10 protein-coding genes and 2 tRNA genes are annotated in these 12,148 nt (G+C 75.8%); 6 read left to right on the plus strand and 6 right to left on the minus strand.

Annotated features, from left to right (window positions below):
- Window positions 1-30: 30 nt before the first annotated feature.
- Together ACFRAV_RS30680 and ACFRAV_RS30685 are read right to left on the minus strand one after the other, a co-directional pair.
- Window positions 31-4,806 (minus strand): PAS domain-containing protein, encoded by a 4,776-nt coding sequence (locus ACFRAV_RS30680; protein WP_382560690.1) that lies wholly within the window; start codon window positions 4,804-4,806, stop codon window positions 31-33.
- Window positions 4,807-5,026: 220 nt separating this feature from the next.
- Window positions 5,027-5,563 (minus strand): hypothetical protein, encoded by a 537-nt coding sequence (locus ACFRAV_RS30685; protein WP_382560692.1) that lies wholly within the window; start codon window positions 5,561-5,563, stop codon window positions 5,027-5,029.
- A gap of 214 nt (window positions 5,564-5,777) precedes the next feature.
- On the opposite strand from ACFRAV_RS30685, the gene ACFRAV_RS30690 reads away from it, so the two are divergent.
- The 3 genes from ACFRAV_RS30690 (at window position 5,778) to ACFRAV_RS30700 (ending at window position 7,031) form a co-directional block, all read left to right on the plus strand.
- Window positions 5,778-5,868, plus strand: a tRNA-Ser gene (locus tag ACFRAV_RS30690).
- A gap of 345 nt (window positions 5,869-6,213) precedes the next feature.
- A tRNA-Arg gene (locus ACFRAV_RS30695) sits at window positions 6,214-6,286 on the plus strand.
- 223 nt (window positions 6,287-6,509) lie between these two features.
- Window positions 6,510-7,031: a signal protein gene (locus ACFRAV_RS30700; RefSeq protein WP_382560695.1), complete on the plus strand. Its 522-nt coding sequence runs from the start codon at window positions 6,510-6,512 to the stop codon at window positions 7,029-7,031.
- A gap of 137 nt (window positions 7,032-7,168) precedes the next feature.
- On the opposite strand, the gene ACFRAV_RS30705 is transcribed toward ACFRAV_RS30700, so the two are convergent.
- A complete protein-coding gene (locus ACFRAV_RS30705) occupies window positions 7,169-7,339 on the minus strand; it encodes a hypothetical protein (RefSeq protein ID WP_382560698.1) in 171 nt (56 codons plus the stop codon).
- A 75-nt stretch (window positions 7,340-7,414) separates the two neighbouring features.
- Between ACFRAV_RS30705 and ACFRAV_RS30710 the strand changes: the two genes are divergently transcribed.
- A complete protein-coding gene (locus ACFRAV_RS30710) occupies window positions 7,415-7,792 on the plus strand; it encodes a hypothetical protein (protein ID WP_382560701.1) in 378 nt (125 codons plus the stop codon).
- Between the two features lie 108 nt (window positions 7,793-7,900).
- Here the strand turns inward: ACFRAV_RS30710 and ACFRAV_RS30715 are convergent, their stop codons facing one another.
- On the minus strand, window positions 7,901-8,479 hold the full coding sequence (locus ACFRAV_RS30715) for a hypothetical protein (RefSeq protein WP_382560703.1): 579 nt from the start codon (window positions 8,477-8,479) through the stop codon (window positions 7,901-7,903).
- A 141-nt stretch (window positions 8,480-8,620) separates the two neighbouring features.
- Between ACFRAV_RS30715 and ACFRAV_RS30720 the strand changes: the two genes are divergently transcribed.
- Window positions 8,621-9,541: an NAD(P)-dependent oxidoreductase gene (locus tag ACFRAV_RS30720; RefSeq protein WP_382560706.1), complete on the plus strand. Its 921-nt coding sequence runs from the start codon at window positions 8,621-8,623 to the stop codon at window positions 9,539-9,541.
- Window positions 9,538-10,422 carry a DUF2797 domain-containing protein gene (locus ACFRAV_RS30725; protein WP_382560713.1) on the plus strand — a complete coding sequence of 295 codons (885 nt, stop codon included), beginning with the start codon at window positions 9,538-9,540 and terminating at the stop codon, window positions 10,420-10,422. The genes ACFRAV_RS30720 and ACFRAV_RS30725 overlap by 4 nt, the downstream gene beginning before the upstream one ends.
- Window positions 10,423-10,648: 226 nt before the next feature.
- Here ACFRAV_RS30725 and ACFRAV_RS30730 read toward each other — a convergent pair whose 3' ends face one another.
- Both ACFRAV_RS30730 and ACFRAV_RS30735 read right to left on the minus strand, forming a co-directional pair.
- Window positions 10,649-11,122: a PPOX class F420-dependent oxidoreductase gene (locus ACFRAV_RS30730; RefSeq protein WP_351113827.1), complete on the minus strand. Its 474-nt coding sequence runs from the start codon at window positions 11,120-11,122 to the stop codon at window positions 10,649-10,651.
- 76 nt (window positions 11,123-11,198) lie between these two features.
- A complete protein-coding gene (locus tag ACFRAV_RS30735) occupies window positions 11,199-12,020 on the minus strand; it encodes a YceI family protein (protein WP_382560710.1) in 822 nt (273 codons plus the stop codon).
- Window positions 12,021-12,148 lie beyond the last annotated feature (128 nt).

The raw sequence follows: 12,148 nt of genomic DNA on the forward strand, positions 1-12,148 counted from the left end.
GTGCCGCGGGGCGCCCCTTCTCCCGTGCCGTCAGTTGGTGCCGATGCGCGCCAGCAGGTCGACCAGGCGGTCCTGCACCTCGTCCTCGGTGGAGCGCTCGGCCAGGAACAGCACCGACTCCCCCGACGCCAGCGACGGCAGCGCGTGCGGCTCCACCGGCGCCGTGTAGACGACCAGCGGGGTGCGGCTGAGGCGGCCACTGGCGCGGAGCCAGTCGAGGATGCCCGCCCGGCGCCGGTCCATCCGCATCAGGTCCATCACCACCAGGTTGGGCAGCATCTGCGCGGCCACCGCCGCCGCCTGCCCGTCGTCCACGGCCCGTCCGACCTGCATGCCGCGCCGCTCCAGCGAGGCGGTCATCGCCAGGGCGACCTCGTCGCGCCCCTCGATCAGCAGCACGCGGGGCGGATGCTGGTCGCTGTCCCTGGGGGCGAGCGCCTTGAAGAGCACGGCCGGGTCGGCGCCGTACGCCTCCTCGCGGGGCGCGTGCGCCAGCCCCGCGGTCACCATGACGGGGACCTCGGCGGCGACCGCGGCCTCGCGCAGCGACTGCAGGGCGGTCCGGGTGATCGGGCCGGTCAGCGGGTCGACGAAGAGCGCGGCGGGGAACGCGGCGATCTGCGCGTCCACCTCCTCGCGGGAGTTGACCACCACCGGGCGGTAGCCGCGGTCGCTGAGCGCCTGCCGGGTGGTCGGGTCCGGAGCGGGCCAGACCAGCAGACGGCGCGGGTTGTCGAGGGGCTCCGGCGGCAGCTCGTCGTCCATCGGACGCGGCTGCGGCTGGTCCGAGACCTCGACGGCCCCGCCCGGACCGTCCAGCGGCTCGGGACCCTCGGCGGCGTCGGCGTCCGGCGCGCCGATCGCGTAGGACCGGCCCACGCTGTTGTCGGGCAGCGCGCCCGGCCGGGGAGCCGGGGCCGGCGGCCGGGGCAGTCCGACGGACGGCACCGGGGGCAGCGCCGGGACACCGCCCGCGGGGGAGCCGGGGGTGCCGGGAGCGGCGGACGGTGTGACCGGGGCCGGCGTCGCGGTGGGCTCGGTCTCGGCGGCACGGGTGCCCAGCTTGCGGCGGCGGCCGTTGGAGGCCGGGTTGACCGGCGGCGGGGTCTGCTGGCCCTGCCCGGGACGGCGGGCGAACGGAACGCCCTGACCGAGCGTGCGGACGCTGAACGCGCGGCCCTGTGTGCTGTTGGTGCTGTCGCCCGGGGGTGTCACGGCGGGCGCGGCGGGCTGTGCCGGAGACGGGGCCGGGGTCGGAGCCGCGGGCTGGGCCTGAGGCTGTGCCGGGGCCGGCGGCGTGGCCGTCGACTCGGCGGGCAGCGGCTGGGCCAGCCGGGGCTGCGGCGGCGGCACGGGCTGCGCCGCCTGGACCTGCGCCTGCACCGGGGCCTGGGCCTGAGGGGGTGTGGTGCCGGGCCCGGGGGTGGGCGGCTGCACCGGGGCGGCCGTGCCCTGCGGGGCCACCGGGGTCGCTCCCGGCGCGGGCTGCTGCGGGGCCGGGGCGCCCTGGGGTGCCTGCGGCGCGGGCGCGCCGGGAACCGCGGCACCGGGCCAGACCGGGGCGGGGCCGGGCACCTGGGCCATGGCCGAGCCCGCCGGGGCCTGCGCGGGCACCGGCTGGGGAACGTCCTGCGGCCCGCCCTGCGGCGGGACCGTGGCCGTCTGGGCCGCGACCGGCTGCACGGCGATCGGCTGCTGGGCAGGCACGGTGACGGGCTGCCCCGGCACGGGCTGCTGCGCGGGGACGGGCTGCGCGGCCGCCGCGGCGGGGGCGGTCCCCTGCGCGGGCACCGGCGCCTGCTGCCCGGCAGCCGGGAGCCCCAGGGGCACCGGCTGCGGCGCGGCACCGGGCTGCCCGGGCACGGGCTGCCCGGGCACGGGCTGCCCGGGCACGGGCTGGGGCTGCGGCACGACACCAGGCTGTGCCACGGCTCCGGGCTGTGCCACGGCTTCGGGCAGGGGCACCGGCTGCATCCCGGGCTGCGGGACCGGCTGTGTCCCAGGCTGGGGGACGGGCTGCATCCCGGACGGGGCGCCGCCCTGCGGAACCTGAGGCGCCGCCCCCGGAGGAGCCGCCTGCGGCCCCGCCTGGGGAACAGCCTGGAGGCCGGGCTGCGGAACAGCCTGGAGGCCGGGCTGGGGAACGGCCTGCAGCCCTGGCTGAGCAACGCCCTGCGCCACTCCGGCACCGGACGCACCCGCACCGGCCACGCCCGCACCGGCCAGGTCGGACCCCGCGCCGTCGGTGGCGCGGTCCGCGTCGGCCGGCGGCAGCGCGAACGGCGAGCGCGGCGCGGCCTCCTGGGCCGCGGCCCTCGCCTCGGCGGCGGCCATCGCACGACGCCGCCGCCCGGACGGCTGCGCGGTCTGCGCACCGGCGGCCTGCGCCTGGGCGTCCTGTCCCGCGTCGGCTCCCGCCGCCGGCAACGCGGCGGGCAACGCCGCCGCGCCCTGCGCCTCGGGAGCGCGGCCCCCGGCGGGCACCGGCACGCCCTGCGGCGGCACCGTCCCGCCGAGTCCCACGGCGTTGGCCGCGGCGCCCGCCGCGTGCTCGGCCGCCGTCACCACCGCACCGGTCGGCGGCGACTGCGCCGGGACGCCGGGCTGCCCGGTCCGCTCCACGGCCGCGCCGGTCTCCTCCGGGCTCGGCCGCCCGCGCCGCCGACGGCCCGTACCGGCCGCCGCCGGAGCCGCCGTGCCGGAGTCCTGCGCGCCCGCCGGCTGCTGCGCCGGAAGCGCGACGTCGACCGAGTCCTCGTCCGCCGCGGCGGCACGCCGGCGCCGGCGCCCGGTCGGCGCGGTGGGAGCCTGCTCGGCGCCGGGCACCGCCGCATCCGGGTCAGCCGCGGACGCCGTCGCCCCCGCGGGGGCGTCCGTGGTCGCGTCCGGCCGGGGGGCGTCGTCGAGGAAGGCGTCCACCGAGGAACGCCGCGCCCGCCGCCGCCCGCCACCGGCCGAGGCCGCCCCGCCGGTCGCCCCGGCAGCAGGCGCCGCCTCCGGGGCCACGGCCGCCGGAGCCGGGGCCTCGACGACGCCCGCGCCGGTCCCCAGCGGCACCTCCAGCACGAAGGCGCTGCCGCTCATCCCCGGCACCTCGTGCGTCTGCAGCACGCCGCCGTGGGCGCGGACGATGCCCTGCACGACCGGGCCGTGGACCGGGTCCCCGCCGGAGTAGGGGCCCCGCACCTCGATGCGCACCACCTCGCCGCGCTGGGCGGCCGCCACGACCACCGTGTTGTCCATGTAACCGCCCGTGGAGACGGGCGCGTTGCCGGTCGCGTCGACCCCGGCGACGTCCGCCACCAGGTGCGCCAGCGCGGTGGCCAGGCGCTGCGGGTCGACCTCCGCCTCGATGGGCGGCGCGTGCACGGCGAACTGCACCCGGCCGGGGCCGATCAGCTCCACCGCGCCGTCGACGCCGGCCGCGACGACCGCGTCCAGCATCACCTTGGCGCGGTGCAGCTCCTCGCCGCCCGCGGCCAGGGACTGGTAGCCGAGCACGTTGTCGATCAGCTGGGTGATCCGGGAGTAGCCGGCCGACAGGTGGTGCAGCACCTGGTTGGCCTCCGGCCACAGCTGGCCGGCGTCGTCCGCCGCGAGGGCGGACAGCTCGCGGCGCAGCTCGTCGAGCGGCCCGCGCAGCGATCCGCCCAGCAGCGACAGCAGCTGCTCGTGGCGGGCGGCCAGTTCGTCGTGGCGGTCCTTCTCCCGCTCGGCGAGCGACGCGTAACGCTCCTCGGCGTCGGCCGTCGCCTCCTCGAGCCGCTCGGTGAGCTCGCGGACCTTCTCGGCGCCGGTCCCGGTGAGCTCGCGGACCTCCTCCGCGTGGGCCTCGGTGAGCTTGCGGATCTCCTCGGCGTGCGACTCGGTGAGCTCCTCGACCTGGCCGACGTGCTGCTGGCGCAGCGAGGTCAGCTCGGAGGCGTGCTCCTCGGAGAGCTTCTCCAGCTCCTCCTCGTGCCGCTTCTCGGCGTCCTCGCGCTCCTTGACCAGGTTGTCGAAGGGCCGCCGGTCGGTGAACGTCATCACCGCGCCGACCAGTTGGTCGCCGTCGCGCACGGGCGCCGTGGTCAGGTCCACCGGCACCTTGTCGCCGCCGCGGGACCACAGCACCTGCCCGCGCACCCGGTGCTTGCGCCCGGAGCGCAGGGTGTCGGCGAGCGGGGACTCGTCGTACGGGAAGGGGGTGCCGTCGGGGCGCGAGTGCAGGATCAGCTCGTGCAGCTCGCGGCCGCCGAGGTCGTTGGCCCGGTAGCCCAGGATCTGCGCGGCCGCCGGGTTGACCAGCACCACCCGGCCGTCGGTGTCGGTGCCCACCACGCCCTCGGCGGCGGCGCGCAGGATCATCTCGGTCTGCCGCTGCGAGCGGGCGAGTTCGGCCTCGGTGTCCACGGTGCCGGTGAGGTCGCGGACGACCAGCATCAGCAGCTCGTCGCCGGTGTAGGCGGGGCTGTGGCCGTCGTGGGCCTGGCCGCCGTTCTCCAGGTTGGCGCTGGTGACCTCGACCGGGAACTCGCTGCCGTCGGTGCGGCGGGCGATCATCCGGGTGGGCTTCGTCCGGGCGCCGGGCTGCAGGGAGTCGTCCGGCCGCCGCATCGACCCGGGGATCAGCCGGGAGTCGAACTCCGGGAGCAGGTCGAGCAGTCCGCGGCCCACCAGGGCGGTGCCGGGCGTCTCGAAGGCGTCCAGGGCGATGGTGTTGGCGTTGACGACGGTGCCGTTGGCGTTGACCAGGACCAGCGCGTCGGGAAGCGCGTCCAGTATGGCTGCGAGGCGAGCAGCGCCTCGGGATGGCCTGCTGCTCACGAGACGCATTCCTCCCTGTTACCGCACCGTGCTGACCGTGTGGGCCATCTTGCCAACCGCCCCGGCACGTGTCACGGGCAGAGTCTACGGGCACCGCGCGCCCCGGCGGCCCCGGATGAGAGGGAGGTCGCACGAGAGGTTGACGCGAGGTGTGGGGGAAATGTGCTGCCCGACCCTCCTCTTCCTGGGCCTTTCCGGGGGCTTCGGCGGAGCCCCGCGACTATCGTGCGGCCCGGATCTCCGGGAGGACCGGCACCATCGCGTCCCAGCGCGCGGTGCGGCAGCCGTCGTGTCGGTCGTACGCGGCGTTCACCCTTCGCCCGTCCCACCATCCGGTGATCCGTGCGGTGGCCGGGCCGCCGTCCACCATCGTGCAGAACGCCTCCGGCGCCGACGGGGCGAAGGGGTCCCGCGGACCGGCCGGGCCCTCGGGACCCGCGCCGAGGGCAGGTCCCGCGAAGCCGCCGGGACCCGTGGTGGCCGGGCGTGCGGGGCGGGTCAGTTCGTCGAGCCGGGCGCAGGCGGCCGCCGCGTGCGGGTGGTCGCCGCCGTGGGGACGGCAGTCGAGCCGGTACCGGCCGTCCAGGCCCTTCCCCGCGTGCTCGACGGTGACGGTGAGCCGGTCCCGCAGTTCGTGGTCCCCGAGCGGCGAACCGGCGGCCGGGGCCGGGGCGGCGGCGAGAGCCGCGACGGCGGCGACGGCGGAGAGGACGGCCCGGGCCGGCCGGGCGGCGGTGCGAGTGGTGGCGTGCGACATGCCCTGCTCAACGCGGGAGGGCGCCTCCCGGTAGCGGTCTCGTACACCGGTCCGAAGCCGGTCCGAAGCCGGCCTGGCGCCGATTCCTCCGGCACGCCGTAAGCCCTTTGCCCTGCGGGCCACGCGCCTAGTACCGTGGGGGCCAATTGGTGACCGGGCGCTCGTCTGTGTCATCATCTGCACACACCACTCGCGCTTGCGCGAGAGCTGTGCTGGAGGCGTCGCCTAGTCCGGTCTATGGCGCCGCACTGCTAATGCGGTTTGGGCTTTACGGTCCATCGAGGGTTCAAATCCCTCCGCCTCCGCATCTCTCGGGCCCCTGTTCCTCGAACAGGGGCCCGAGGTGTTTCCACGGGTCCGCCGCCGGGGTTCGCCGTCACGTCCTCGCGGGGCACTCCCCCTCGGCGGCACCCGGCGACACCCGGTGCCTCTTCGGGCCGCCCGGGCCGCGCGCTCCGTCCGTCCGCACCCCTTGACGGGCGGCTCGACCGCCGGCGCACGGGGTGGCCCCGGGAGTCGGCGTTTGGACGTTTCCGCAGCTCAGGCCGGGTGCGCCGAATGGATTTCACATGTCGGCGGCAGTCATGTAATGTTCTTCCTGTCGCCGGGACGGGCCGAAAGGAACCGAAACGGAGACGACAACAAAACAAGCACTCGTAGCTTAACGGATAGAGCATCTGACTACGGATCAGAAGGTTGCAGGTTCGAATCCTGCCGAGTGCACACAGGTGAGAGGCCCCGGACGAGAGTCCGGGGCCTCTCGCGTTGCTGCCTCGCGTCGGCGGTGGGGGCTCGGCGCGCGTTCGTTCGGGAGGGGCGTATGAGGTTCAGAGCTGGAGTGACAGGTTCGACCGCAGTGGTGCTGGCGGCCTTGGCGGGGTGCGGAACACCGGGGACCGCGGGCACGGGGGACTCGGTGGGGCCGGCGCCGGCGAGCACCGCATCGGTGACGGAGAACGCGGGTGCCCCTTCCGCGGAGCTGCAGGGCCGGTGGTGGACGTGGGCAGCCGCGGAGCCTGAGACGACGAACCCTGTCGCCGACACGGACGGAAGCGCGTGCGGACGCAATCAACCGGACGATGTGTGGTTCCTGGCCGGGACCTTCGGTGATCAGGTCGAGCGGGCGTGCCAGGTCCCCCACGGTCGTCCGATCGTTGTGCCGGTCGTCAACCTGGTCGGAGACCAGGAGAGCTGTGCGGCTTTCATGCGTGATGCGGAAGGAACCGTGCTCCTCGACGGCAAGGCGGTCGAGCCGGAACGGTACGAAGGCGACTCGATCACGATGCGAGGCGCTCAAGGAAACCCGATCACCGCGGAGGAAGGCCTTTTCACGGCTACAGGGTGTGGCCTGTGGGTGCAGCTGCCGTCCCTCTCTCCCGGGACGCACGCACTCGAGGTCCGTGGACGATCGGACGACTTCTCGACCGGTGTGGACTACGCGTTGACCGTCTCCGCCTCATCGCGTTAGCGCGCCGTACGGCAGACGACGCCGAAGGGCTCACGGCGCACCTGTGCCTCGTCCGGTTCCGCGCAGACCTCCGTCGTCAGCGTTCTGCGAGTGCCGGAGACGCGCCGGGCCACCTCGGGGTGGACCTCGAGTGCCGTCTACCGGGTGGAGGCGGCAGCGGTCCGCAGGTCGTCGGCGGTCAGCAGCGACAGCAGGCCGATGCCCGCCGACAGGAGGGCCTCGGCCCCGCCTTGCTCCTGGTCGATCACGCACGGCGCCTGGTCCACCCGCGCGCCCAGGTTCCGCAGAGGGATGTCGGAGTGGGTCACGGGCAGGCAGTCTCCCAGCCGCGCGCCCTTGGCGGGAGGCCGGTCGCCTGGTGGACTGGGCGGATGATTTCTCAGATGGCCTGTGTGGCCGTGGGGGCCTGTGTCGGTCTCGCGTTGCGGGCGCGGCATTCCCGGCGGGTGGCGGAGCGGGCCGAGGCGGGGGAGGAGGTCTCCCTCCTTGTCATGGCCAGGCGTGGCGACCGGGGAGGCCGGTTCACCGTGGGCCGGGTGCGGACCGGTGTGCCGTTCCGGTGGGAGGCCACCCGGCCGTGGGCCCGGCTGCGGGAGCTGCCAACCGGGCTGCGGGATCCCCGGGTTCGCCCGGCGACCTTCGGCGAGTCGCTGTGGCTGCCGCCGCGCGGGATGGTGATCGAGTGCGGCTCCTCCACGGGACCGGTGCTGCTCGGGGTCCGACCGGAGCACCAGGGGCTGGTCGCGGGCGTGATCCGCTGAGCGGGTGATACCGCGGTCCGGTGACACCGCGGTCCGGTGACGCGTCGGACTGCCGACGCGTCGGTCGCGCGTCGGACCGGTGATCCGGCCGGACCGAGGGCCGGCGGGTTATCGGGAGCAGGACGGCTCGGGGGTCCAGGCCGGGTCGTCGCAGCCGAAGTAGGTCCACGTGCCGTCGGAGAACCGGTCGTCGGTGCTGTCGGTGTAGATCTCGAGCGCGCGGTGCGGAGTGATGCGGTAGTACTCGCGGACCTGGTCGCCCTCGACGGTGAGGGAGGTGACCTTCAGCTCGGCGGTCCTGTCGCGGTCCAGCGCACGGCGGAGGCAGGCGATCTCCCGTGTCGCCCGGGTCTTCAGTTCCTGCCCTTGGGCGAGGGTGACGTCACCGCAGCTCCGGTAGGGGTCCCTGGCCTCGAAGCGGGTCTTCTGCGGGTCGTACGTGACGACCAGAGCCGCGGCGCAGGCGAGGCAGAGCAGCGTCCCCAGGGTGGTCCAGCCGATCGCCGCCCGGCGGACGCGGCGCGTGGCGGTCGGGGTGTCGCCGAGGGGGTGCCGCCGGCGCAGGCGGGCCCGTGCGCGGGCGGAGCCCCAGCGGGTGAAGAGGTGGATGCCGAAGAAGGCCGTGGCCAGCCCCGCCGCCAGAACGCACAGGACGACGGTGGTCGACGGTGCCGAGACGCTGATCATCGGCTGATCGTCCTGGCTCCGGGCAGGCGGGTCAACGGGTTCGGCGAAGTCGGACCGGACCTGGACGGCCGCCGGGCCATAGTGGGGACGGGTACCGCCGCAGGTGCCCGGACAGGGTTCACCGCACAGGGAGCTGACGTCATGACGGAAAAGCGCACCGTGGCCGTGCTGGGCACCGGGATCATGGGGGCCGCGATGGCCCGCAACATCGCCCGGGCCGGGCACGCCCTGCGGGTGTGGAACCGCAGCCGGGAGAAGGCGGAGCCGCTGGCCGCGGACGGGGCGCACGTCGCCGGGACGCCGGCCGAGGTCGTCGAGGGCGCGGACGTGGTCCTCACCGTGCTGTACGACGGCGCCGCCGCGCTGGAGGTGATGCGGCAGGCGGCCCCGGGGCTGCGGGCCGGCGCCGCGTGGGCGCAGGCCACCACGGCCGGGCTGGAGGCGCTGCCGGAGCTGGCGGAGTTCGCCGGGAAGCACGGTCTGGTGTTCTTCGACGCGCCGGTGCTCGGCACCCGGCAGCCCGCCGAGGAGGGCAAGCTGACGGTGATCGCCGCGGGGCCGGTCGCGGAACGGGACCGGGTGACGCCCGTGTTCGACGCCGTCGGCGTGCGCACGGTGTGGGCCGGGGAGGACGGCGCGCAGGGCGGTGCGACGCGGCTGAAGCTGGTGGCCAACAGCTGGGTGCTGGCGGTGACCGGTGCGGCCGGCGAAGCGCTGGCCCTGGCCGAGGCACTGGGGGCTGCCCCCGAGGCGTTCCTGGACCTTGTCGCGGACGGCCCGCTCGACATGCCCTACCTGCGGCTCAAGGCCGGGATGATCATGGAGGACCGGCTGACCCCGGCCTCCTTCGCGGCGGAGACCGCGGCCAAGGACGCGCGGCTGATCGTGGAGGCCGGGGAGCGGCACGGGGTGCGGCTGGACGTCGCCGCGGCGAGCGCCGAGCGGTTCCGCCGGGTCGTCGAGCAGGGGCGCGGGCGGCAGGACATGGCCGCCGCGTACTGGGCCAGCTTCGAGGGGGACGGACGCGTGAGCGGGCAGAGGCACGAGGGGCAGGCGTCCTGACCGCGCGGAGCTGGCGGAGCGAAGGGCTGCGCTGGACGGCCGAGGGCCCGCTGCTGCGGTGGCGGGGCGGCCGGGAGAGCGCGCTCCCACCGGGGAAGCGGGTGGTCCTCGCGGTGCCGCAGGACGCGGTCCGCCGCTGTGTCGGGGCCCGCGGCAACACCTGCCCGGTGGCGGCGGAGGTGCCCGGCCGGTCGGGGTCGGCGCGCTGCGAGGAGTGCGCGCGGCTGGAGCGGGCCCACTCGGTGGCCGCCGACACCCGGGCCGACGACCCGCAGCCGTACCACGTCTACCTGGCCTGGTTCGGCCCCGGCATGACCAAGGTGGGCATCACCGCCCTGCGGCGCGGGCCCGACCGGCTGCTGGAACAGGGGGCGGTGACGTTCACCTGGCTGGGGCGCGGGCCGCTGATGGCGGCGCGCAGGACGGAGGAACTGCTGCGGGCGGCGCTGCGGGTGCCGGACCGGATCGCCTACGACGCCAAGCGGGCGGTGCGGGCGGCGTTGCCGCCGACGCCCGGTGAACGGGCGGCTGAGGTCGCGGCGCTGCACGCGCGGGCGTCGGAGCTGCCCGGGTGGCCGGAGGCGTTGGAACGGGAGCCGCTGGAGGTGGTGGACCACGCGGCGGTGTTCGGGCTGGAAGGGCTGCCGCCCGCGGCCGGGACGGTGCGCGAACTGGTGCCCGGCGGTGCGGTGGAGGGGACGCTGCTGGCCGCCGCCGGGCCCGACCTCCACCTGCGGACCGGGCAGGGCGTGGTGGTGCTGGACACCCGGTTGCTGCCGGGCTGGCCGCTCACCGCGGCCCCGGAGGACGGCGCGGGTCTGCCCTTCCCGCTGAAACTCCCGCCGCAGGGCCCCGCCCCGGCCCAGCAGGGCCTGTTCTGACCCGGGAGTGACCCGGACCGGCCCGCGGCGGCCCGGTGAGCGGATCAGTCCGGCCTCGCGGCGGCTCGGTGGACGCGTCGGCCCGCCCCGCGGCGGTCCGGCGGGCGGGTCAGCGGCCCGGCGAGCGGATCAGGCCTGCCCCGTGGCGCCCGGCGGACGGGTCGGCCCGCCCCGCGGCGGCTCGGCGGACGGGTCGGCCCCGCCCCGCGGCGGTCCGGCGGACGGGTCAGTCCTGCTCCGCCACCAGGCGGGCCGGGAAGCCGCCGGTGGCGACCGGGCTCCAGGAGACCGGGGTGACGCGGATGATCGACTTCCCCTGCTTCAGCATCGCGGCCCGGTACTCGTCCCAATCGGGGTGCTCCCCCGCGATGTTCCGGTAGTACTCCACCAGCGGCTCCACCGAGTCCGGCGCGTCGATCACCTCGGCGGTGCCGTCGATCTGCACCCACGGGCCGTTCCAGTCGTCGCTGAGGACGAGGACCGAGACCCGCTCGTCGCGCTTGGCGTTGCGGGTCTTGGCCCGCTCCGGGTACGTCGAGATCACGATGCGCCCGGAGTCGTCGACCCCGCAGGTCAGCGGCGAGCCCTGGGGGCCCCCGTCGCCGCGGCGGGTGAGCAGGATCGCGCGGTGGCGGGGACGGACGAAGTCCAGCAGCTCCACGAGGGACACGGAGAGGTTGGTCGCGATGTTCGGTGCCATGCCCCGCAGCCTAGGGGCCGGACGGGCCCGAGGGGTCGCGGCCCGCCGGTCCCGGCGGCGGGCCGGCGCGTGGCCGTCAGGCGGCCGGCAGCTCGGTGCCCCGCACCGCCTGGACGTCCAGTTCCACCCGCAGCGTGGTGCCGATGGCGGCGATGCCGGCCTGGACGATCTGGTTGTAGTTCATCGCGAAGTCCTCGCGCCGCAGCTCGGCGGTGGCCCGGAAGGCGGCGCGGGTGCCGCCCCACGGGTCGGCGCCGGTGCCGAGGTAGCTGAGGTCCAGGTCGACCGGGCGGACCAGGCCGCGCATGGTGAGCTCCCCGTGCACCGTCCAGCGGTCGGAGCCGGAGGGGGTCAGGCCGTGCGACCGGTAGGTGATCTCCGGGTACTCGTCGACGAAGAGGAAGTCCTCGGAGCGCAGGTGCTCGTCGCGCATGCGGTTGCCGGTGTCGATCGAGGCGGCGGCGATCACGGCGTCCACCCGCGAGTGGGCGACGTCGTCGGCGGCGATCTCCACGGTGCCGGCGAACTCGGTGAACCGGCCGCGCACGCTGGAGATGCCCAGGTGCTGGGCGACGGCTCCGACCGTGGAGTGCACCGGGTCGACGGTCCACGGTCCGGGCGGCGGAAGCTCCTCCCCGCCCTGCCGGGCGAGGGTGACGGTGCCGACCTCGGCGCGCCCGGTGGCGGTGACGAGGGCGCTGGCGGCCACGGGGGCGTAGCCGACGGCGGTGACGATCACCGTGTAGGCGCCCGGCGCCAGGGCCGAGGCGTCCCGCACCACGCCCTCGGCGTCGGCCTCGGCGCGCAGGGCCTGGGCGCCGTGGGCGTCGGTCAGCGTGACGACCGCGTGCGACACGGCCCATCCGTCACGCGTCCGGACTCGTGCGGTCAAAGCCATCCCTTTATCTCCCTAAAAAGGCTTACAAATTGGCCGTAAAGAGGCAGAAAGTGTCTGCGGCGAAGTGCGGGCAGGGGCGCTGCCGGTGGTGGGGAAAAGGACCGGCCGGTGGCAGGGCTCCCTCGGGG

The organism is Streptomyces sp. NPDC056600 (assembly GCF_042792855.1).
Lineage (GTDB): Bacteria > Actinomycetota > Actinomycetes > Streptomycetales > Streptomycetaceae > Streptomyces.

What these genes read in the sequence shown, in the direction of transcription:
- ACFRAV_RS30685 (WP_382560692.1), bottom strand. Translation starts at nt 5,563, where the DNA reads ATGTCGCACGCCACCACTCGCACCGCCGCCCGGCCGGCCCGGGCCGTC.
- ACFRAV_RS30710 (WP_382560701.1), top strand. Translation starts at nt 7,415, where the DNA reads ATGGCCTGTGTGGCCGTGGGGGCCTGTGTCGGTCTCGCGTTGCGGGCG.
- ACFRAV_RS30715 (WP_382560703.1), bottom strand. Translation starts at nt 8,479, where the DNA reads ATGATCAGCGTCTCGGCACCGTCGACCACCGTCGTCCTGTGCGTTCTG.
- ACFRAV_RS30720 (WP_382560706.1), top strand. Translation starts at nt 8,621, where the DNA reads ATGACGGAAAAGCGCACCGTGGCCGTGCTGGGCACCGGGATCATGGGG.
- ACFRAV_RS30730 (WP_351113827.1), bottom strand. Translation starts at nt 11,122, where the DNA reads ATGGCACCGAACATCGCGACCAACCTCTCCGTGTCCCTCGTGGAGCTG.
- ACFRAV_RS30735 (WP_382560710.1), bottom strand. Translation starts at nt 12,020, where the DNA reads ATGGCTTTGACCGCACGAGTCCGGACGCGTGACGGATGGGCCGTGTCG.